This is a genomic window from Brevibacterium yomogidense (genome assembly GCF_016107685.1).
GTDB classification, from domain to species: Bacteria; Actinomycetota; Actinomycetes; order Actinomycetales; family Brevibacteriaceae; genus Brevibacterium; species Brevibacterium yomogidense.
The window spans coordinates 79,659-102,015 of the sequence record NZ_JABASY010000006.1; the positions used below are offsets into that span (position 1 = coordinate 79,659).

The 22,357-nt window shown below is 68.8% G+C and carries 13 protein-coding genes; 5 read left to right on the forward strand and 8 right to left on the reverse strand.

Going from position 1 to position 22,357, the window contains the following annotated elements; genetic code table 11:
- Positions 1-101: 101 nt before the first annotated feature.
- The 3 genes from JFC09_RS13860 to JFC09_RS13870 all read right to left on the reverse strand — a co-directional run bounded on the left by JFC09_RS13860 (position 102) and on the right by JFC09_RS13870 (position 7,691).
- Positions 102-2,072, reverse strand: coding sequence for an aconitate hydratase (locus JFC09_RS13860; protein ID WP_198394628.1), 1,971 nt, complete (start codon positions 2,070-2,072; stop codon positions 102-104).
- A gap of 197 nt (positions 2,073-2,269) precedes the next feature.
- Positions 2,270-4,009 carry a DUF885 domain-containing protein gene (locus tag JFC09_RS13865; protein WP_198394629.1) on the reverse strand — a complete coding sequence of 580 codons (1,740 nt, stop codon included), beginning with the start codon at positions 4,007-4,009 and terminating at the stop codon, positions 2,270-2,272.
- 31 nt (positions 4,010-4,040) lie between these two features.
- Positions 4,041-7,691, reverse strand: coding sequence for an HAD-IA family hydrolase (locus tag JFC09_RS13870; protein ID WP_198394630.1), 3,651 nt, complete (start codon positions 7,689-7,691; stop codon positions 4,041-4,043).
- A 78-nt stretch (positions 7,692-7,769) separates the two neighbouring features.
- Between JFC09_RS13870 and JFC09_RS13875 the strand changes: the two genes are divergently transcribed.
- The 3 genes from JFC09_RS13875 to JFC09_RS13885 all read left to right on the forward strand — a co-directional run bounded on the left by JFC09_RS13875 (position 7,770) and on the right by JFC09_RS13885 (position 11,125).
- Positions 7,770-8,429: a GNAT family N-acetyltransferase gene (locus JFC09_RS13875; RefSeq protein ID WP_198394631.1), complete on the forward strand. Its 660-nt coding sequence runs from the start codon at positions 7,770-7,772 to the stop codon at positions 8,427-8,429.
- Between the two features lie 169 nt (positions 8,430-8,598).
- Positions 8,599-9,813 (forward strand): MFS transporter, encoded by a 1,215-nt coding sequence (locus JFC09_RS13880; protein WP_198394632.1) that lies wholly within the window; start codon positions 8,599-8,601, stop codon positions 9,811-9,813.
- A gap of 127 nt (positions 9,814-9,940) precedes the next feature.
- Positions 9,941-11,125: an MFS transporter gene (locus JFC09_RS13885; protein WP_198394633.1), complete on the forward strand. Its 1,185-nt coding sequence runs from the start codon at positions 9,941-9,943 to the stop codon at positions 11,123-11,125.
- A gap of 165 nt (positions 11,126-11,290) precedes the next feature.
- Here JFC09_RS13885 and JFC09_RS13890 read toward each other — a convergent pair whose 3' ends face one another.
- The 3 genes from JFC09_RS13890 to JFC09_RS13900 form a co-directional block, all read right to left on the reverse strand.
- Positions 11,291-13,018 carry an HNH endonuclease signature motif containing protein gene (locus JFC09_RS13890; protein ID WP_198394634.1) on the reverse strand — a complete coding sequence of 576 codons (1,728 nt, stop codon included), beginning with the start codon at positions 13,016-13,018 and terminating at the stop codon, positions 11,291-11,293.
- Positions 13,019-13,767: 749 nt separating this feature from the next.
- On the reverse strand, positions 13,768-14,088 hold the full coding sequence (locus JFC09_RS13895; protein ID WP_198394635.1) for a hypothetical protein: 321 nt from the start codon (positions 14,086-14,088) through the stop codon (positions 13,768-13,770).
- The gene (locus JFC09_RS13900; protein ID WP_198394636.1) at positions 14,085-15,695 is read right to left on the reverse strand and encodes an acyl-CoA carboxylase subunit beta; all 1,611 of its coding nucleotides are present in this window, start codon (positions 15,693-15,695) and stop codon (positions 14,085-14,087) included. The genes JFC09_RS13895 and JFC09_RS13900 overlap by 4 nt, the downstream gene beginning before the upstream one ends.
- Positions 15,696-15,789: 94 nt before the next feature.
- On the opposite strand from JFC09_RS13900, the gene JFC09_RS13905 reads away from it, so the two are divergent.
- On the forward strand, positions 15,790-16,719 hold the full coding sequence (locus tag JFC09_RS13905; protein ID WP_198394637.1) for a biotin--[acetyl-CoA-carboxylase] ligase: 930 nt from the start codon (positions 15,790-15,792) through the stop codon (positions 16,717-16,719).
- 56 nt (positions 16,720-16,775) lie between these two features.
- On the forward strand, positions 16,776-18,674 hold the full coding sequence (locus JFC09_RS16945; protein WP_198394638.1) for an adenylate/guanylate cyclase domain-containing protein: 1,899 nt from the start codon (positions 16,776-16,778) through the stop codon (positions 18,672-18,674).
- A 95-nt stretch (positions 18,675-18,769) separates the two neighbouring features.
- On the opposite strand, the gene JFC09_RS13915 is transcribed toward JFC09_RS16945, so the two are convergent.
- The gene (locus JFC09_RS13915; RefSeq protein ID WP_198394639.1) at positions 18,770-21,553 is read right to left on the reverse strand and encodes a DNA gyrase/topoisomerase IV subunit A; all 2,784 of its coding nucleotides are present in this window, start codon (positions 21,551-21,553) and stop codon (positions 18,770-18,772) included.
- Entirely contained in the window at positions 21,550-22,356 is an 807-nt protein-coding gene (locus tag JFC09_RS13920; RefSeq protein ID WP_198394640.1) for a hypothetical protein, read from the reverse strand. The genes JFC09_RS13915 and JFC09_RS13920 overlap by 4 nt, the downstream gene beginning before the upstream one ends.
- Position 22,357 lies beyond the last annotated feature (1 nt).

Here is a 22,357-nt window from a genome sequence, read left to right on the forward strand (position 1 = left end):
GACTGCTCGGGCCCGATAGAGGTCCTCACCTTTTCGACGGAGCCTCCTCACCCTTTTGCCGGGGTGAGACTCACGCTCACCCTTCCGGGTGAGCCAGTGCCTCACCCTTCCGGTGCGACGGGTTTCGCGTCGATGTGACGGTTCTCCCCGGCGGCGCGGTGGGGGATGCGGCCGCCTGCCAGCACCATGTCGACCTGGCGGTCGGACATGCGGTGGCGCAACTCGATCTCCGTGTCGCCCACCCGTGCGCGGACCGTAGTGGAGTCCTTCAACGTGTCGCGCAGCCCCGTGAAGCTCACGACGTCATCCTGGGAGATCCGCTCCGCGTCCGAGGGATCCGCGAACTCGAGGGGCAGGACGCCGAAGTTCGCGAGGTTCTGCCAGTGGATGCGCGCGAACGACTTCGCGATGACCACGCGCAGACCCAAGTAGCGGGGTGCGATGACCGCGTGCTCACGGGAGGACCCCTGACCGTAGTTCTCCCCGCCGACGATCGCGTGCCCGCCGTCCGTCTCCGCCGCTCGTGACGAGTAGGTGTCGTCGACCTGCGTGTAGACGAACTCCGCGATCTTGGGGATGTTGCTGCGGTACGGCAGGACCCGCGACCCGGCGGGCAGGATCTCGTCGGTCGACACGTTGTCGCCCACCGTCAGCAGGACCGGCACCTCCAGGTCGTCGGGCAGCGGGTCGAACTCCGGGAGGGACACGATGTTGGAGCCCTTGACCAGCTCGACCTGCTTCGCCTCGGCCTCGTCCAGCGGAGCCAGCAGCATGCGGGTGTTGACGCTGTACTTCTCCGGCAGCTTCGGTGGCGGGTAGCTCATGTCGAGGTCGCGGGGATCGGTGATCTTCCCGGTGAGTGCGGCAGCGGCAGCGGTCTCCGGGGAGCACAACCAGACGGAGTCCTCATCCGTGCCGGAACGGCCGGGGAAGTTCCGCGGCATGGTCCGCAGACTGTTGCGGCCCACGGCGGGGGCCTGTCCCATGCCGATGCAGCCCATGCAGCCGGACTGGTGGATCCGTCCGCCTGCCCGGATGAGTTCGAACGTCCAGCCGCCCTTCGTGAGGTCCTCGAGGATCTCACGGGAGGTCGGGTTGATGTCGAGGGACACCTGGTCGCTCGTCTGCTGGTCGCGGACGATCTCCGCGACGACCGCGAAGTCGCGCAGCCCCGGGTTCGCGGACGAGCCCACGACCACCTGGAACACCTCTTCGCCGGCGACTTCCCGCACGGGGACGACGTTGCCGGGGGAGGACGGCTTCGCGATGAGAGGTTCCAGCGTCGACAGGTCGATGTGCTCCTCGACGTCGTAGGTCGCGCCCTCGTCGGCCAGCAGCTCCGTGTAGTCGTCCGGTCGTCCCACAGCGCGGAGGTAGTCGCGCACCGCGTCGTCGGCGGGGAAGACGCTCGTCGTCGCACCCAGTTCTGCGCCCATGTTCGCGATGACGTGACGGTCCATGGCGGTGAGGTTCGCAAGCCCTTCGCCGTGGTACTCGATGATCCGCCCGACACCGCCCTTGACGCCGTGCCTGCGGAGCATCTCGAGGATGACGTCCTTCGCGGACACCCAGTCGGGCAGGTCCCCGGTGAGTTCGACACCCCAGATCTCAGGCATCCCGACGTAGAGCGGGTCACCGGCCATGGCCATCGCGATCTCGAGACCGCCCACGCCGATCGCCAGCATGCCCAGGGCGCCGGCAGCGCACGTGTGGGAGTCGGAGCCGATCATCGTGACGCCGGGACGTCCGAACCGCGCCTGGTGGACCGGGTGGGAGACGCCGTTGCCCGCCTTGGAGAACCACAGGCCGTAGCGCTGGGCCGCCGACTGGAGGAACAGGTGGTCCTCCGGGTTCTTCTCATCCGTCTGGAGGAGGTTGTGGTCGACGTACTGGACGGACAGCTCCGTGCGGACGCGGTCCAATCCCAGCGCTTCGAGTTCGAGCATCACCATGGTACCCGTGGCGTCCTGGGTGAGGGTCTGGTCGATCGACAGACCGATCTCGTGCCCCGGTTCCGGCGTCCCTTCGACCAGGTGCGAATGGATGAGCTTCTGAGCGACATTGTGTGCCATCGTGGCCCTCCTTTTCGTCGATTCCTCCGCGGCTGCGGGATATGACGAGGTGGGGCCAGTCTAGGACCTTCCTCCGCGCCTGAACAGGGGAGGTTGCTGGTGAGAGGGTCGGCTGGGCCTGGAGCCCGCCTAGCAGAACCAGAACAGAACCCGTCTAGCAGCACCCGCCCAGCAGGTCCAGCACCCGCCCAGTAGACCTAGAATCCGCCCAGCAGCGCCTTCTGCATCGTCGACAGTCCCACGGAGCCCAGCGCGAGTGCTCGTGAGTGGAAGTCGCGGAGCGAGAACTCGCGGCCTGCGGCCTCTTCCTGCGCCTTCACCGCCAGCCGCAGGTCCTGCCAGATCCGCTGGCCCACCGAGTACGACGGCGCCTGACCCGGCCAGCCCAGGTAGCGGGTGAGCTCGAATTCGAGGAAGCTGCGCTCCATCGCGACGTTGTCGGTGAGGAACTGCCAGGCCTTCTCCTTGTCCCACACGCCGCCGCCCAGCGATTCGGGGGCGCGCTTGCGGCAGTGCACGCCGATGTCCAGGCACACGCGGGCAGCGCGCAGACGCTGCGAGTCGAGCATTCCGAACCGGTCGCCCGGGTCCTTGAGGAAGCCCAGCTCGTCCATGAGCCTCTCCGCGTACAGCGCCCAGCCCTCCCCGTGGCCGGACACCCACACACCCTGCTTCCGCCACGCGTTCAGCACATCGTCCTGCATGACGGCCGCACCGAACTGCAGGTGATGGCCGGGAACGCCCTCGTGGTAGACCGTCGTCTTCTCCTGCCACGTCGAGAACGTCTCCACGCCCGCCGGCACCGACCACCACATGCGGCCGGGCCGTGAGAAGTCCGAGGTGGGAGGCGTGTAGTAGATGCCTCCCGTCCCGTCTTCGAGCACCATGCACTCGATCGTCTTCACCGGGTCGCTGATGTCGAAGTGCGTTCCGGCCATCGCCGCGGTCGCCTCGTCCGCGGTCACCTGCATCCATTCCCGCAGGGCGTCGAGTCCGTGCAGCTGCCTGGCCGGATCCTCGTCGAGCCGCTTCATCGTCTCCGTCACGGACGCACCCGGGTACAGCGATTCCGCGATCTGGCGCTGCTCCGCATCGATCGAGGCGAGCAGCTCCAGCCCCCACTCGTACGTCTCGTCGAGGTCGACCTCCGCGCCCAAGAACATCCGTGAGTGCAGCGAGTACTCCTCCGGCCCCACGGCGTCGTCCTCGCGAGCGTCGGCCAGCAGCTGGTCCTGCAGGAATTCGGCGAACCGGCCGGCTGCAGTGCGTGCGGTCCCCGCCGCGTCCTCCAACTCCCGCCGAAGCCCGTCGGAGATCGCCTCGCCGTCGGCGACCGAGCCACCCGCAGTGGCGACGAACTTGTCGAAGTGGCCCCCGGCCTCGGCGAGGGTGCGTGCCTGTTCGAGCACCGCGGCGACCTGGGTGCGGGCGGCGACCCGACCGTCGGCGCGGGCTTCCAGCAGCGATTCGCGGTGCCCGGCGAGCGCCTGGCCGACGGCCCGCAGGCGGGAGGCGTTGGCCTCCCAGTCGTCCGCCGAGGCGGTGGGCACCAGATCGAAGAACTCCCGGACCGTCTGCAGCGGGGAGGCGATGACGTTGAGTTCGGACAGGTCCGCTCCCAGCGTGTGCAGCTCCCGCTCGAGACCGAGCCGCTCCCGCAGCGCGTCCGCCGTCACCGCGTCGACGTCGTCGAAGGTGCCGGCGGCGCGGGAGGCGGCTTCCGCCTCGGCGAGCGAGTCGAGGGTGCGGGCACCCAGGGCGTCCCAGGCAGCGTGGCCGCCGGGGGAGAAGTCGTCGAGTTCGTCGTCGCGACCGTCCGCACCCACTTCGATCCGCAGCGAGGGGGAGAGGCCGAGCATCCCGCGGAAGTGGTCGTCGGCGACCTGGTCGACGGGGGTGGGCACGCGCGACGGTGTCGGGGCAGTCGATTCGCTCATGAGCTCAGACTACGTGCTGGTGGTGGGCTCTTCACAGGGGGAAGCGCAGCCGGGCGCCACCCTCCAGCCGGCGGTCGCTGCCGGCGACGCGGACCTGGATGCTGCGCGTCTCGTGCGAGCGGGAGACGAGGACGAGTTCCGTGTGGCTCAGCTGAACGTCGACCACTTGCCCCTGGAAGAGGACGCGGAAGCGCACGTCTTCCAGCTGCCGGGGCAGGCGGGGGTGGAACTCGATCCGGTCGTAGCGGATGACGACGCCCGCGAACGCGCGGACCACCACTTCGACGGTGCCGGCCATCGCACCCAGGTGGATGCCCTCCGCCGTCGACCCCCACTGGGTGTCGTCGAGGTCGATCCGCAGCGCCTGCTGCCAGTGGTCCCACGCGTCCGGATGCCCGATCATCGCGAGCACACCCGCGTTGACGACGCGGGACAGACTGGAGCCGTCGGTGGAGCGGGCCACGTAGTAGTCGATGGTCTGCTCGACCTGCGCGAACGTGTAGGCGTAGCCCATCCGGTGCAGCTCCCGCACGACCCCTTCGGTGCCCAGCAGGAAGAACAGCATCGTGACGTCCGCCTGTTTGGACAGCTTGTAGCGGTTGGTCGTGTCGTCCTCGGATTCGAGGATGAGGTCCATCCGTCCGATGTTCCCGTAGCGGCGGCGATACGCCTCCCAGTCGAGTTCGGTCAGCTCGTCGTATCCGGCGAACTGGCTGATGAGCCCGTTGTCCCCGAATGGCACGAACAGGCGTGCGGCAAGGTGCTCCCATTGCGCCGGCTCCTCAGGCCGGATGCCCAGCCGGAAGACCAGCTCGTCCGCCTCGTGGCTGGAGAGGACCTCGAAGATCCGCACCGCGTGACGTGCCGCCCAGGCGACCATGACGTTCGTGTACGCGTTGTCGTCGACCCCGGTGCCGGGTGCGTCCGGGTACCCGTCGTGGAACTCGTCCGGGCCCATGACGCCCCGAATGTGGTAGCGGTCCTCGGCCGCGTCGTAATCGGCCATCGACGCGAACAGGCGGACGATCTCGATGAGGAGCTCACCGCCCTGCTCCGCGAGCCACGTCGTCTCTGCCGTCGACCGGTAGTGCTGCCACGCGTTGAACGCGATCGCGAGTCCCACATGGAACTGGAGCCGGGAATGGTCCGGCATCCAGCGGGAGGACCGGGGGTTCCACAGTTCGATGGGGGTCTCCTCGCGCCCGTCGGACCCGGATTGCCAGGGGAACCGCGCACCGGCGAACCCGGCTTCCCGGGCGATCTGACGCGCCGCGTCGAGCCTGCGCCAGCGGTAGAGGAGGAGCGCTTCGGAGATCTCCGGCAGGCGGAGGATCAGCAGCGGCAGGACGAACACCTCATCCCAGAACACGTGCCCGCGGTACCCCTCACCGGTGAGGCCCCGCGCGGTCGTACCCGCATCGATGAACGTCGTGTGGTGGGACATTGCCTGCATCAAGTGGAAGGTGTGGAGATCCACCATGAGCTGCGTCTGGGTGTCCCGCGAGGGCTCTGAGGCTCTTGTCGACTTCGAGGCTCCCGGCGGTTCTGTGTCGCTTGACCACGTTGTGGTTCCCGACGGTCCGTCGTCTCCCGCCGGTGCCGTGTCTCTTGGCGGTGCGATGTCTCCCGACGGTGCCGTGTCTCCCGCCGGCTCAGCATCTGCGGCCCGCACCGTCACGCGGACGCCGAAGCGGTCCCACAGCCGGGACAGTGCTGCGCGGTGTCCCGGCAGGAGGTCGGCAAACCCTCTCTCCTCGATCCAGTCGAGCTGTTGTATCGCACCGCCGCGCACGGAGCTGAGTGCCGGGTCGCGCGAATTCACCGCCGCCGTGAGGGTGTCGATGTCGACGGGGGTGCCGGGGTCCAGACCGATCGTGTGGTCGAGCAGGACCGCCTGCCTGCCGGCATGGTCATCGACGATGTGCGGCGTCGCGCGGGTTGGTTCCGTGACGGTCGTCCGCTGGGCGAATCCGATGCGCACGCGACTCTGTGTCGTCGCGACTTCGCACAGGACGGTCCCGTCGTCGAGGACACGCGCATGCCGGGTGTCCACGTGTCGGTTGGCGAGCTGCTCGTACTCCGCCACATTGTCGTTGACGACCCGTGCGTCGATCCCCGTCCGGACGATGATCGTTGGGCTCGCCCCCGCGCTTGCCCCGGAGTCCACCCCCGCGCTTGCCCCTGAGCCCTCCTCTGAGCGTGCCCCGGAGTCCGCCCCGGCCCCGGAGCCCGCCCCCGCACTCTTCGCGGGTCCCGCGCGATCGACTCGCTCGCCTTCGATCTCCACGCGGGTGAGCAGCGCGGCGACGTGCTGCCTGTCCATCGACACGAGCCGCTTCTGACGGATCCGCAGTGCGCGTCCCTCGCCGTCGATGAGGCGGGCCGTGCGGGTGAGGACGCCGGCATCCATGTCGAGAATGCGCTCTTCCGCGTCGAGGGTGAGACCGCCGGCGGACCACCATTCCCCGTCGTCGAACCGCACGTCCAGGAGGCACCAGTGGGGCAGGTTGACCATCGATTCGTGTTCGAGGGTGCGCCCCTGCACCGTGCTGGTGAGCCGGTTGACGACGCCGGCCATATACGAGCCGGGGGAGGCGCGGGTGCCGGTGGGGGCCTCGGGCGCGGTTCCCCGGACCGACAGGTAGCCGTTCGCCACCGTCGTGAGGGCGGCGCGCCTGCCTTCGTGGGCGTCGTCCGTCCCGATGTACCGGAGAGTGCGGGGCAGGTCGCGGCGGTCGCCCAGGTCGAGCTCGTGCACGTCGCCCACGACCACGTGGGCTCCGGCGGCGGCGAGCCGGTCGCGCTCCCCGCTGCGGTCGATGCCGACCACGTGGCCGAAGCCCCCCGCCGAGGCCGCCCGGACTCCTGAGATCGCATCCTCCAGCACCGCACACCGGTCGGGTGCGACGCCGAGGCGCCGTGCCGCTTCCAGGAACGTGTCCGGTTCCGGCTTCCCCGGCAGCTCGAGGCTCCGGGTCGTCTCTCCGTCGACGATGACGTCGAAGAGGTCGAGGATCCCCGCGGTGTTCAGGAGGGTTCTGCCGTTGCGGCTGGCCGTCACGAGACCTGTGGCGATTCCCCCGGCACGCAGCCGGTGCAGCAGATCGACGGTGCCGCCGAACAGGGTGAGACCGGCCGCATCGAGTTCACGGGCGAACGCGGCGTTCTTCGCAGCCGCCAATCCGGTGACAGTGGGGGTGCCGGCCGGATCGTCCTCCGAGCCCTCCGGAAGGACGATCCCGCGCGCGGCGAGGAAGGTGCGCACCCCGTCCTCGCGGGGCCGCCCGTCCAGATACGCGCGATAGTCCGCGACGGCGTCGAACGGAGAGGTGTCGAAGAGTGAGGCGTCGGAAGGTGCTGCGTCGGAAGGAGCGGCCTCGGACGGTGCTGCCTCGGACGGTGCGGCGCCGGAAGGTGCGGCTTCGGATAGTGCTGTGTCGGAGGGCGCGGTTCGCGCGGCGGCCGAGGGGGCCTCGGCGAGACGGGCTGCTTCGGCGCCCTCGTGGCCTGCGGGAGGAACGGGGGCTTCGGCGGCGTGGTGGCGGGCTGCCTCGAGGACGGCGGGGTCGGTGAGGGCCGTGTCGAACAGTGTCTTCCAGGAGGCGGCGTGGAGGGAGGCGGTGTCGGTGACGACACCGTCCATGTCGAAGATGACTGCATCGAACGGGGGCGTTGTGCGCATGGGACCATCACATCATCCGCGGGTGACTCACGCCACGGGTCCGTGACGGACAGGCGCGCAGCGGCGACCATAGGGGTTATGCCGTCATCGTCGCTGTCACAGCCGGAGCCACAGCCACAGCCGGGGCTGCAGCCACGGTCTGAGCCTGAGCCGCAGCCGGAGCCCGCGCCACAGTCGCAGGGTTCAGCGGCCGCGCCATCACTGTCGTGGCCGGAGCATCCGCTCACGGGCGAGCGTGTGCACCTGCGGCGGGCGGACGAACGCGACATCCGCTTGGCTCAGATCCTGTCCGGGGACCCGTACATTCCCCGTATCGGATCGCTGCCGCCCAACGCGACGGACGCCCAGGCCCGTGAATGGGTCGACCACCAGCGCAGCAGCGTGGAACGGGGAGCCGGGTTCTCTTTCACCATCGTCGACACGGGGTCGGACACACCTGTCGGCAACTGCGGAGTGTGGTTGCGGGAGCTGTCGAACGGTCGTGCCAGCGCCGGCTACGCCGTCGCGCCGCCGTACCGCGGGCGGGGGCTGGCCGCGGATGCCCTGTCTGTCCTCACCGGATTCGCAGCTGAGCTTCCCGGCCTGCACCGGATCGAACTCTGCATCGAACCGTGGAACAGCGCGTCGGCGCGAACAGCCGAGGCTGCCGGCTATGTGAGGGAGGGCCTCATGCGCAGCCACCAGTGGATTGGCGGTCAGCGGCGGGACATGCTCCTCTACGCGCGTGTGGTCCGCTGATACGCGCGTGTGGTCCGATGACGTGGGATAGCATCACTCCAACAGCACTGATCGTCCGTTCAGTAATGTTCTGGGTCGGTGCCGCGCCCGTCACGTGACGCTCGGTCGGCACCCGACGCCCCGCCCGGCGTCCGATCCTCACGCGTTCATCCGATTCCCAAGGAGGAGCATGTCGCAGCGGCGACTGTGGAACAAGGACTTCATCGTCGCTCTCAGCATCAGCGTCTTCCTGGCGTTCGTCTTCTACCTGCTCGTCACATCGATGGTCGGCTATGCCGTGCTGCGCTTCGCCGCGGGAGAGACCGCTGCGGGATTTGCGTCGACCGCGTTCGTCCTGGGGTCCGTCCTCACACGCCCGATGGCGGGCAAACTGCTGGACGTCGTGGGACGACGTCGACTCCTGACGGTCAGCCTGGTGCTGGCCGTCGTGGTGTCCATCGCCTACTTCTTCGTCGATTCCCTGTCCCTCTTCATCCTGTCGCGGTTGGCGCACGGGATGATGTTCGGCGCGGGCCATACGACGTTGAACGCCGCGGCGCAGGACCTCATCCCGTCGGCGCGCAGGTCGGAGGGCAGCGGGTACTTCGCCGCGTCGATGACGCTCGCGTCCGCGTTCGGCCCGCTCATCGCGGTGACCACCGTTGAGGAATGGGGCTACGGCGTCCTCTTCGGGGTGTCCCTGGCCTTCTCCCTCATCGCGCTGATCGGACTGCCCTTCCTCCGGCTGCCCGAGCACAGGCTCACCGCAGCGCAGCTGCGCAACGCCCTGTCGTTGAGCCCCCGCACTTTCGTCGATGCGGAAGGCTTCCGCATGGGCGTCGTCATCTTCTTGACGGGGGCCGCGTATTCGGCGGTCCTCGCATTCCTTGCCACTCATGTCGCTCTCGCCACCGAGGCCGTCGGCGCCTCTTCGTCCGCGTCACCCCTGTACTTCCTGGGCTTCGCGGTGTCGTCTCTCACCGCACGCCTGACGATCGGCCGGGTGCAGGACCACCACGGCGACAATGTCGTCCTCTACCCCCTGTTCATCACGTTCGCACTGTCGTGTGTGATCGTCGCGGTCTGGCCGACGGTGTGGGGCCTGGCGATCGCAGGGCTGCTCGCCGGCTTCGGGTATGGGTCCCTCATCACCTGCGCGATGGCGATCGCAGTGCGGACGGCTGGTCTGTCACGGGTGGGGCTCGTCACGTCGACGTATCTGCTGAGCATGGACCTGGGGCTGGGACTCGGGGCGATCGTGCTGGGCGCCGCCGCAGGAGCGTGGGGGTTCGAAGCGCTCTACCTTCTGTGTGCGGTACTCATCGCGCTCGCCGGCGGGTGGTATGCGCTGGTGCACGGGCGTTTCCCGCGCGCGGGCCGCGAAGGTGCGCCCGGCAGACGGTGAGGGTCGTTGCGAAGGTGCGCCCGCCATACGGTGAGGGTCGCCGCGACGGGGTACCACGACTCCGCGACCCCCGCCGAGCCCAGAGCCGACCGATGATGACCGCGAGCAGCCCCATACACTGTTCCGAGTGACTGATCAGCGACTGTGGACGAAGACCTTCGTCGTCGGAATCATCGTCAACCTCTTCATGTCGACGGTGTTCTACCTCCTCATGACGACCATGGCGATGTACGCCGTCGACCGGTTCGCCGCATCGGAGACCGGCGCGGGGCTCGCCTCCTCGAGCTTCATCATCGGTGCTGTGGTCGGAAGGATCCTTGCGGGGAAGTTCCTCGACGTGGTGGGCCGGCGGCGAATGCTGGTCGCGAGCATGGCGGTCTTCGTCCTCGCGGGCGCCGCCTACATCCCGATCGACGGTTTCGCCCTCCTCATCGCTCTGCGACTTGTCCACGGCTTCGCGTTCGGTATGGGGAACACCTCGCTCGTCGCGTCCATCCAGTCCGTCATACCGCCCTGGCGGCGTGCGGAGGGCAACGGCTACTTCGGCACCGCGACGACTCTGGCGACGGCGGTCGGGCCGCTGCTGGGAGTGTGGCTGAGCGTCGAGTTCGGTTTCGCGTTCCTGTTCTGGGCTGCATCCGTGTGCGGCTTCGTCGCGATGGTGGCGGCTCTGCTTTTCGCGGTGCCGGAACGCACGCTGAGTGCTGACGAGAGGACTGCACTCCGGTCGTTCCACCCGGCGAGCTTCGTCGACCCGGGCGCACTGAAGCCCGGTGCTGTCATGGGGCTCGGCGGGATGGCGTATTCGGCGGTGCTCGCATACCTCGCTGTCTACACGACATCCGTCGGGGTGCCGGGTGCTGCGGGCACCTATTTCGTCTTCTTCGCCATCGGGTCGCTCGCTGCTCGTCTCTTCGCGGGGCGCATCCAGGACCGGTGGGGCGACAACGTCGTCCTCGTCCCGGTCTTCGTCGTCTTCTTCGCGGGTATGGCGGTCGTCGCCGAGGCCCAGACCCACTGGGCCTTCTGGCTCGCGGGTGTGCTCACCGGGCTGGGGTTCGGCTGTCTCCTGCCGTCCCTGCAAGCGATCCTCATCTCACGCACCCCGAGTGCCCGAGTGGGTGTCGCAACCTCGACGTTCTTCCTGATGCTCGACGTGGGCACGGGGATCGGCCCGGTCGTGTTGGGCGTCATCGCGGGGAGGGTCGGGTACTCGCCGATGTTCTGGACCTGTTCCGGCCTGGTCGTGCTATCCGCGATGCTCTACTTCGCAGTCCACGGCCGTCACGCGGGGAGACGCGGGACAGTCTGACTGGTCTGGCGAGGACCTCACCGGTCTGACTGGTCCGGCGGGGCCTCACCGGTCTGTCCGGTCTGGCGAGGACCTCACCGGTCTGACTCGGTTCGACGGGGACTGCGCCGATCAAGCTCGGCCCGGTGAGGACCGTGCCGAGCTGACGTGGTTCGGGGGCCATCGTCAGAACGGCGGTGCCTCATCGGAGTCGTCTTCCGACTCGACCACGGTGGAGAACAGATCGGGTCCTTCGTACACGTCGTCGACCGGCAGGTCGGACAGCGTCTGCGCACGGTGGAGCAGCTCACCGGTCGTGTGAGTGTCCGTGCCACGTGCAAGCGGTGGCGGTGAGGTCGTCGCGGCGACTCCCATCGGCAGAACCCATGCGACGTCGTCTCTGCTCAACCGTTTGAGCCGAATGACGCCCATCGTCTTCAGCTGGTGGTGGTGCTTGCACATGGGATGCAGGTTCTCCATCACGGTTTGACCACCTGTGCGAGGATCCCGTTTCGAGAAGCTGCAGCAGTGCTCGATCTCGCACCATTCGGCCGGTTGGCTGCAGCCGGGCACTGTGCAGGTTCGCCATTTCTGGCGGATGGTTCTGCGCATCGCCGCTGTGGGTTCATAGGTCTGCGCGATGTGGTCGGTGACGATACTGGTCGCGGGATCGGTGAGGACCCGGTACCAGGACGTCGAATGCGAGGCTGCTTCCCTGCACCGCGGCGCGGAGAGTGGAACGTCGCCGTTGATGCGGCCGGGGTGCTCATCCAATCCCATGACAGTGGTGAGGGGCACGGTGATCGTCACCGCGGCCTGCTTGCGCAGCCACGAGCCGTCGGTGGGGCACAGGACATCCACGACAGCGTCATCGGGCAGCGGGCCTGTGCTGGTGTGGTCAGCGGCCGAAGCACCGACCAGTTCGCGTTCAACCGGGCCGTTCACCGCCGGGTCGAGGTCTGTGAGGTCACGCTTCGCAGGCGCACTTTCCGCAGAGTCGCAGTCTGCGAGGCCGCGCTTCGAGGAGTCGGAACCTGCAGCGGTGCCACCTGCGCGGCCAAGATCAGTGGTGTCTGTGGTGTCTGTGGTGCGGCGTGACCTCACGCGCACCTGTGTCTGAGGTCGTGCCGCCGCCAGCAGATCGAACATCAATTCTGCGATGCGTCGGTCTTCGACGAGCCTGCCGGACAGATCATCGGCGTCCACGGGCACGCCGTCCCTGCTCAGCCCGAGTGCTCCCAGTTCGTGGCGCCGGATGGCCCGCGCCATGGCGCGAAGCCGCTGGAAGAGTGCCTCGATCACGTCGACCGGGCCGATCATCGTGAGGATCGCGGAGTCGTCGTCACAGCGTTCGAGACGCACGCACCGCTTCTTGCGCGGTGCATCAGGGTCCTGGGGCAGCGGGTCCAGCATCCGGATGTGCATCCGTGCCTGCTTCTCGTACTGGTCCATGGAGATATCAGGGCTGAGGGCATCGAGGTGCCGGTCGAGTGCCTGCACCTCCGACAAGGGGAGGAACGCATCATCGATCCGGAAACTCAGGCGTGTCACACGTTCCATCGCGACGCGGCCCTGAACAGCGGAGGCCAGCAGATTGTGCAGGCCGAGAAAGGCCACGACCGCGGCGGCCGTCACGCGCCGCGCCGTCTCCAGTCGGGACTTCTTCAGCTTCACGGCGATCACGATCGCGTCTTCGGGGGCGATGAGTTCGCGTGCACGGGCCGAGATCCGTGGGTCGGTGCACCGCCCGTCCACTCCCTGGGCGGCACCGGGGGAGTTCTGCGACGGTTCGTTGAACGCATCCCGCGCGGTGAGGAACTCTTCGAGCTCCTGCTCGCCGCCTCGCCGGTTCAGTACTCGCGAGAGGGCGAATGCGGCAAGCCGAGCCGTCTCGTGCGCACGGAGGCGGTCCAATTGTTCGGCGCAGGTGGCCCACTGCTCCAGCAGTCCGGCTGAGGTGAACGAATCGTCCGCGTCACGTGGGGGAACGGGGTGGGCAGAAGCTCTGGGCTCCCCGAAATCTCCACTCGAACCGGAACCTCCGGAAGCCTGGGAAACTGGAGAAGACTCGGAATCCCAGAAATCCCGGGCGGGCTCCACCGCCCCGAACGCTCCCGAAGCGACGTGGGCAATCGCGGCACGCACTTCTGTGACAGTGAGCAGCTGCCGGACAGGGCGAGAGGGACGAGCATCCTCGTTCGGAGTGCTTCCACTGACCGTGTCTGTCATCGTCCCTCCCTCGCAGAACGTTCGACGTGGCCCTTCACGTTCCAGATGAGGCATTCCCCATCGATGTTCTACACGCTATTAGGAGGCACGGACATAACTACGAGAAACGGCTTACTGAAAGTGTCGTCCCAGGTGGGCCTCGTGCTTCCATGCAGCGGCGGGTGCGCGACCATCCCGAGAAGGCCATTCGGAGGGTGGCTCAGACGCGTGGCCAGCCGGGCAGACTCAGACGCATGGCCAACCGGGCAGGCTCAGACGCGTGGCCAGCCGGGCAGGCTCAGACGCGTGGCCAGCCGGGCAGGCTCAGGCGCAAGGCCAACCGGACGGGGCCAGCCGCATAGCCAACCGGGCAAGCTCGGGCGCGTGGCTGACCGGGCAGGTCGGGGGGCGGGGGTTACCCGGGCCGGGTCAGGTGTTCTAGCGTCCAGGCAGGCTCAGCCGCGCGCGGCCCAGCTCCCGCGGACACTGCGTCGCAGGGCGCGCGCGGGGGAGGCGAACCCCACGGGTCGCCCGATCCGACTGTCGGATGCGGCGCCAGCACCACCACTGGAGCCGACCCCACCACTGGAGCCGACCCCGCCTCCGGAGCCGTCCCCGTCTCCGGCGCCGACCGCACCGCTGGGACCGGCTTCGGCCTCGGCGGCGGTGTGGAACTGACCGACCGCGGTGAGCGCGGCGACGGCGGCCTGCCGAGCGAGGGCGCGTTCCGTCTCCGGGGTGAGGAGCTCGCGGCCCTGTGCGTCCGACGGGCTCACAGCGGGATGTTCCCGTGCTTGCGGGCAGGCTGGTCGACGTGCTTGTTCGCGAGCGCGCGCAACGACCGGATGATGCGGGAGCGGGTCTCCGAGGGGCGGATGACGGCGTCGATGTAGCCCTCTTCCGCGGCGAGGTAGGGGTTCAGCAGTTCGTCCTCGTACTCCTGGATGAGCTCCGCGCGGCGGGCATCGACGTCACCGCCGGACTCCTCCACCGACTTGAGCTCGCGCCGGTAGACGATGTTCGCGGCCCCCTGCGCGCCCATCACAGCGATCTGCGCGGACGGCCACGCGAGGTTGATGTCCGCGCCCAGCTGCTTCGAGCCCATCACGCAGTAGGCGCCGCCGTACGCCTTGCGGGTGATGAGGGTGACGAGCGGGACGGTCGCCTCTCCGTACGCGTAGATGAGCTTGGCGCCGCGGCGGATGATGCCGCCGAACTCCTGGTCGGTGCCCGGCAGGAACCCCGGGACGTCGACGAACGTGAGGATCGGGAGGTTGAACGCGTCGCACAGCCGGACGAAGCGGGCCGCCTTCTCCGACGCGTCGATGTCGAGCGTGCCCGCCAGCTGCATCGGCTGGTTCGCGATGATGCCGACACTGCGGCCCTCTACGCGTCCGAAAGCGGTGACGACGTTCGGGGCGAACAGCTCCGACACCTGCAGGAGGGTGTCCGGATCGAGCACCGTCTCCACGACGGACAGGATGTCGTACGGCTGCGACGCGGAATCCGGGACGAGGGTGTCCAGCGCGCGGTCGTCGTCGGACTCGTCGAGGTTCGCCGGGTCCTCATAGCGCGGCACCGGGTCCATGCTGTTCTGCGGCAGGTACGACAGCAGGTCGCGGACGTAGTCGATCGCGTCCGATTCGTCCTCCGCGAGGTAGTGAGCGTTGCCGGTGACCGTATTGTTGGTGCGCCCGCCGCCCAGCTCCTCATGACCCACGTTCTCGCCGGTCACGGTCTTGATGACGTCCGGGCCGGTGATGTACATGTGCGACGTCCCGTCGACCATGATCGTCACATCCGTGAGCGCGGGGGAGTACACCGCGCCGCCGGCCGACGGGCCCATGATGAGCGAGATCTGCGGGATGACGCCGGAGGACGCGACGTTGAGGCGGAAGATCTCCGCGAACAGGGCGATCGAGCCCACGCCCTCCTGGATGCGCGCGCCGCCCGAGTCGTTGATGCCGATGATCGGGCAGCCCAGCTTGAGCGCGAGCTCCTGCACCTTGACGATCTTCCGACCGTTCGCCTCCGCCAGGGAACCGCCCAGCACCGTGAAGTCGTGTGCGAAGACCGCGACCGTGCGCCCCTCGATCGTGCCGAGGCCGCACACCACGCCGTCGCCGTCCGGGCGGTTCTTCATCATCCCGAAGTGCGTGTTGTGGTGGCGGACGAATTCGTCGACCTCCTGGAACGACCCTTCGTCCAGCAGCTGGTCGATGCGTTCGCGTGCAGTCTGCTTGCCCTTCTTCCGCTGGTTCGCGACGCTGCGCTCGTTGCCGGTGTGCGCGGCGGCGCGACGCTCCTCGAACGCGGCGATGCGTTCCGCGGTGGTGCGCGGGACACGGCTGTCGGGGGACTGCGATTCCGTGGTCTGGCTCATGGCCCACACCCTACGATGCCCGGACGCCGCCTGACGATGACCGCAGTGCCCGTGGTCGGTCGTTGTAAGGAGTCGCCAAAGGTCATAGGGTGATGTGGTGCACAGTGACGGGCCGGTACGCGCTTCGTCCACGGGCCCTCTCGAATCGTGGGAGGGTGCCCGTGGCGCGCCGTCGAACCCGTACGCGGGCGAGCCGAAGGACGCGAGCGCAGCGCTACGGGCCGGTACAAATCTGCACCCGGCGCCGGTGATCCACGAGTGGACCTCTGAGACCTCGTCGACGAACGACCGCCTGGTCGCACTCCTCGAATCCGGCGTGGACGTCCCCGACTTCGCCGTCGTGGGCACCGACCATCAGACCGCAGGCCGCGGCCGTCTGGATCGCACGTGGACCGTCCCGCCCGGCCGTGCCCTCACCTGCTCCGTCCCCGTCCGCGTCCCGGTCGGCACCCCCGCTTCCGCGCTGGGCTGGCTCCCCGTCGTCACCGGTTTGGCCGTTCGGGCAGCGCTCGCCGAGGCCGGGGTCGACTCCCAGCTCAAATGGCCGAACGACGTCCTGGTCGACGGGCGGAAGATCTGCGGGATCCTCGCCCGCGTCGTCGCCCACGACGGCGGGATGACGGTGGTCGTCGGCACCGGTGTGAACGTGGCACTCACGGCGGAGGACCTGAGTGAGGGTGGGGTGCCGGAGGGCGCCGCGACCTCGGTCCTCCTCGAAGATGGACAGGTCGACCGGAGCGCGCTGCTGGGTTCACTGGTCGGCCACCTCCGCAGGACCGTCACCGCGGTCTTTGCAGAAGGCTCCGCCTTCACAGACGGGACGACCGCCGCCGAGGCCCGGGCCGCCATAGTCACTCTGGGCGCCGCCGTCCGCGTGCACCTCCCCGGTGGGGACGAACTGGTCGGCACGGCCGTGGATCTCGATGAGCACGCGAACCTCCTTGTGCGCCCCGACGGTGTGACGGACCCGCAGGACACGGTCCGTGTGGCCGCCGGCGACGTCGTCCACGTGAGGCCCGTATGAGCGCGGATGAGAACCGCGCAGAAGACCACCGAACCACTCAGAGAAGGACACCGCCTGTGAAGGCCGACAGACCTGCGACGTGGACGGGGTCGGTGCGCTGGGCGGACGCGGCGGACCCTGCCGCATGGAAGCGGGACGGGAGTCCGGCGGAACCCGGCGGTTCGGATGTGCAGAGCACGCAGCAGCTGCCACCGGTCGTCGCTGAAGCCGGATCACCACCGGTCACGGCGCTGCCGATCATCCCGGAACACACTGCGACAGATGATGAGCCGACGGCGGAGAAGGGCGCGGGCGCAGGACAGGGCGCGGGCGCCGGACCGGGTGCCGTCGCCGGAGCAGGTGCCGTCGCCGGACCGGGTGCTGGCACAGGAGCAGGCGCGGCCTCGGGGGCAGGCTCGATCTCAGGAACAAGCGCGGCCTCGAGTGCCGGTGCTGCTGCGGGGACAGCTGCTGCTGCGGGGACAGGTGCTGCTGCGAGACGCGGTGCTTCCGGAGGACGAGACGCTGCCGGAGGACGAGATGCTGTTCCGGGGGCTCGCGGTGCCACGGGGCAGGAACAGGCGGCGGGCGAGGACCGGGCGAGGGGCACGGAGCCGGCTGCGACCTCGGCGGCAGATGCAGACGCGGGCGAGCCGTGGGCGGGCGGGGGAGATGACTTCTCCGACATCGACCCACCGGACGACGACCCGGGCACCGTCGCGGACGCCACCTCGACAGAAGCAGCCACGGCGGAAGCGGACGCTGCCTCCGCCGAGGCCGCCACAGAGGAAGCGGACGGCGCTCCACTGTCGGATGCGGCACGCAGTGAGTTCTCCCTGCGGCTGTCTGACGACCCCCGGACGGGGCCGATGCCGGAGATCGACCTCCACGCTGCTCTGTCGGAGAAGGAATCCACGGCCGCGGAGAACACGATCTACGAGCTGCGGACCGCCGCGCAGCACCTCGAGGAGGTGCTGATCGGCGGCAAGCGGGTGCTCACCCGCAAGGAGGTCGCCCAGCTGGCAGAGGTGTCCACCCTGTCCGCCCGGAAGCTGTGGCGTGCGCTGGGCCAGCCTCTCATCCCCGAAGGCGAAGCGGCCTTCACCGTCAGCGATGCGGCACCGCTGCGCAGGGTCGCGGATCTGGTGTCGAGTGGGCTCGTCGATGAGGAAACCGCGCTCCAGATGTCGCGTGCGATCGGACAGATGACCGACAGGCTGGTCGTCTGGCAGATGGAGGCGATGGTCGAGTACCTCATCGAGGAGAAGGGGCTGAGCGACAGCGAGGCGCGGCGTGCCTCCCTCGACGTCTTCGAGGACATCATCGATCCGCTGCAGGACCTCATGGTCTACGCGTGGCGCCGCAACCTCGCCGGTGCGCTGGGGCGTCTCAACGTGAACGTGGAGGAGACCCTGGAGATCGGCGGCGCATCGCGCGGACAGGACCCGACGATGCCGCTGGCCCGCGGGATCGGGTTCATCGACCTGGTCTCGTATACCCGCCTGTCGCAGCAGCTGGACTCGCGTGAGCTCAGCCGGCTGGTGAAGCGCTTCCAGTTCCTCGCCTACAACATCGTTGCCGCGGGCGGCGGGAAGGTCATCAAGACCGTCGGCGACGAAGTGTTCTTCGCCGCGGAGACACCGCTGGCCGGTGCGGAGATCGCGATGACGCTGCTGGAGCAGGTGAAGAAGGACGGGTCGCTGCCCCGCTGCCGCGTGGGCTATTCGTGGGGGCGGGTGCTGTCGCGGATGGGCGACATCTTCGGGACCACCGTGAACCTGGCGGCGCGTCTCACTGCGGTCGCGGACCCAGGCACCGTGGTGACGGACACCGAGACCGCACGCATCATCGAGCGCGACGACATGTTCGGGTTCGACAACCGGCGTGACCTCAACCTGCAGGGTCTGGGAGAGATCGGGGTCGTGGAGATGCACCGGCTCACCGCACCGACGATCACGTCCGAAGACATCACCTGAGAGGGAGGGCTCGCCTGGGAGGCAGGGCCCACCTGACAACCAGGGCCCGACGGAGGGCGGCCTGCTCCGACACCGCGCCCACAGGGTCGCTCGGCTCAGAACAGCGCGGCGCCGTCGTCATCCTCGTCGTCGTGGGACACGATGACTGCGGCATCGTCGTCCTTCGGACGTGTGCGGGCGATCTCCTCGCGCAGCGCCTCCCGGGCGGCTTCGTCTGCCGCGCTCGAGGCGGCATCGCCTTCCATGCCGGGCAGGGTTCCGGACGCGAGACCGGCCACCGCTGCTTCCGAGGCGCCTGCACGGCCGGAGCCCTGAGCGTCCGCGGCACTGGCGTCGCCCGTACCGCCCGGACCGGCGTCGCCCCCGTTGCCTGGACCAGCACTCCCGGCGCTGCCCGGACTGGCCGCGCCCCCGGTCGCGTCTGTGGCCTCGGCGTCCGTGGTCACGTACGGCAGGGTGCCGATCGCGTCGATCTTCGCGTCGAGGGGAACACCGGAGGCGTCCCGCTTCGACAGGGTCTCAGGCAGACTCCGGGCGCCGCCTCCTGCGGAGGCGGCCTGGGGCGTGGGCCCGACGAAGCCCAGTGCGAGCTCCGCCTCCCCGGTGAGGAAGCGGTGCGCGCGGACACCGCCGGTCGCCCGCCCCTTCGCCGGGAAGTCCGTGAAATCGGACATCTTGATCGACGACACCGGGTCGCCGTAGAAGTTCTCGCCCTTCGCGATCGTCACGACACGGTTTTCGCCCTGGGGGTCGACGAGTGAGAACGCGATGACGTGCGCATCATCGGAGAGCCGCACGCCGGCGACACCGCCGGCAGCCCACCCCTGCGCACGCAGGATCGACACGGGGAAGTGGAGCAGCTGTGCGTTCGACGTGATGAAGGCGGCGTCCAGCGTGTCGAGGTCCGTTCCCGCGGGTGCCTGCGCGGCGCCCACGACGACGTCCTTGCCCTTGAGCGTCACGGCCTCCCATTCGGTGCGCCCGTTCGGTGCGCCCTGACCGGACACCCGCTTGACGATGCCGCCCCGTGTGCCCAGGAGGATGTCACGGTCCGGATCGATGAGTGCGAGCGCCTTCTCGCCCTTCTCCAGGTCGATGAGGTCCTTCACCGGTGTGCCGCCCGCAAGAGCGGGTCGTGTGGCCTGCGGGGGCAGGTGGGGGAGGTGGACGACGTCGAGGGCGACCATCCGACCCTTGTCCGTGAGCACCGCGAGGCGACCCAGGGCGGTCGACGGGAGCTGCGACACGATCGCGTCGTGGCTGGCGCGGCGCCCTTCGACGGACAGGGGCGAACGGTCCGTCGTCCGGGCTGCACGTCCGGAGGTCGACAGCAGCACCCAGCACGGGTCGTCCGTCACTGTGAGCGCCTTCTGCGCCTTGCGACCCTTCGCGGACAGCTCCTTGAGGGAGCCTTCGACGAGGACGGTGCGGCGGGGGTCGGTCAGGGAATCCGCGAAATCACCCAGCTCCTTCGCGACGAGTTCGCGCAGCTCCGCCTCATCGGCCAGCAGGCGCTCCAACTCGTCGATGAGGGCGCGCAGCTCGTCGCGCTCCGCTTCGAGTTCGATGCGGGAGAACTTCGTGAGCCTGCGCAGCTGGAGGTCCAGGATGTACGTCGCCTGGATCTCCGACAGATCGAACACGTCCATGAGGCGGGTGCGGGCGGACGCCGCGTCATCGGAGGTCCGGATGAGCTGGATGACCTCGTCGATGTCGAGGATCGCGATGAGCAGACCTTCGACGAGGTGGAGTCGGTCCTTCGCCTTCCCCAGCCGGAACTGGGTGCGCCTGCGGACGACCTCGATGCGGTGGTCGATGTAGACCTGGAGGAGGTCCATCAGCCCCAGGGTGCGCGGCTGGCCGTCGACCAGGCACACGTTGTTGATGCCGAAGCTGTCCTCCATCGGGGTCAGTCGGTAGAGCTCCTCCAGGACGGCCTGCGGGTCGAAGCCCGTCTTGACCCCGATGACCAGGCGCATGCCGTGCTTGCGGTCGGAGAAGTCGTCGATGGATGCGATCCCGGTGAGGCGCTTCGCCTGCACCTGATCCTTGACGCGTTCGATGATCTTCTCCGGGCCCACCAGGTAGGGGAGTTCGGTGACGATGATCCCACGGCGGCGCGCGGTGATGTTCTCGAACGCGACGGTGGCGCGGGTGCGGAACGTGCCGCGGCCCGTCTCATACGCCTCACGGACTCCGTCGAGTCCGATGATGCGGCCACCGGACGGGAGGTCCGGGCCGGGGATGAACCGCATGATCTCGTCGAGGGTGGCGTCCGGGTGGCGGATGAGGTGCTGCGCGGCGGAGATCACCTCACCCGGGTTGTGGGGCGCCATGTTCGTGGCCATGCCGACCGCGATGCCGGAGGTGCCGTTGATGAGCAGGTTGGGGAACGCGGAGGGGAGGACCGACGGCTGCGTGAGCGTGCTGTCGTAGTTGGGGACGAAGTCCACGACGTTCTCGTCGAGTCCCGCGATCATTCCCATGGAGGCGGTGTCCAGACGCGCTTCCGTGTAGCGCGGGGCGGCGGGCCCGTCGTCGAGGCTGCCGAAGTTCCCGTGGCCGTCGACCAGGGGGAGACGGAGGTTGAAGCCCTGTGCCAGACGCACCAGCGCATCGTAGATCGCGGTGTCTCCGTGCGGGTGGAGCTTGCCCATCACGTCGCCGACGATGCGCGACGACTTCACGTGCCCGCGGTCGGGGCGCAGCCCCATCTCGCCCATCTGGTAGATGATGCGCCGCTGGACGGGTTTGAGCCCGTCGCGGGCGTCCGGCAGGGCGCGCGCATAGATGACGGAGTACGCGTACTCGAGGAACGACGTCTCCATCTCCTGGGAGACGTCGATGTCTGCGATCTGACCTGCCGTGCCGATTGTCATGGGTGTGCTGGAACTCCTTCTCCGCGAGCGCCCTCCATGTTATCGGCAGGAGCGGACATAACGGGGGACGTGGGGGTCGGACGGGTGCCGGGTCGGCTCTCTGCCAGGAGCGTCACGCCCCACAGGGCTCCTGCTCCGCTCAGCGCGAGGAGTGCGAGCGCACCCGGTGGGACGGTCCCGAATTCGCCCAGCACCATCCCGCCGATCAGCACTGCGGTGATCGGGTCGACGACGGTGAGTCCCGCAAGCACCGACGCCGCGGAACCGCGGGCGTACGCGGTCTGGACGAGCCAGACACCCACCGCCGAGGCCGGGGCCAGTCCCGTGCCGACCGCCCAGGCCGCAGGTGGGAGACCGTCACCGGCGAGGAGCAGCACGCCGACCACGTGTGTGCCGGAGGCGACACCGCCGAACAGGACGCCGGCGGCGAGGACACGCGGCGTGTGCCCGAGGCGGCTGCGGGCGACGAGGGCTCCGACCGCGGACAGCGCGATCAGGCCTCCGGCCAGGACGGCAGCCGCCCGATCCGAGGCGGGGGATGCCTCCATGTGCTGTGAGGCCGCGACGACGAACACCGTGACGGAGGCGACGACGAGGGTGACGGCGAGCAGTAACCTGCGGGTGACGGGTCCTGGGCTCGTCGCAGAGGTGTCGGGCGAGGGCGACTGTCGCGCCGAGAGGGCGGTGAGGAGCACCGCGATGACGAGTGACACCGTCCCGAGGGACTGGACGATGGCGACGGGTGCCAGCACCAATGCCACGACGTTGAAGACGGTCTCGAGGACGATGAGCGCGCCGCCCACC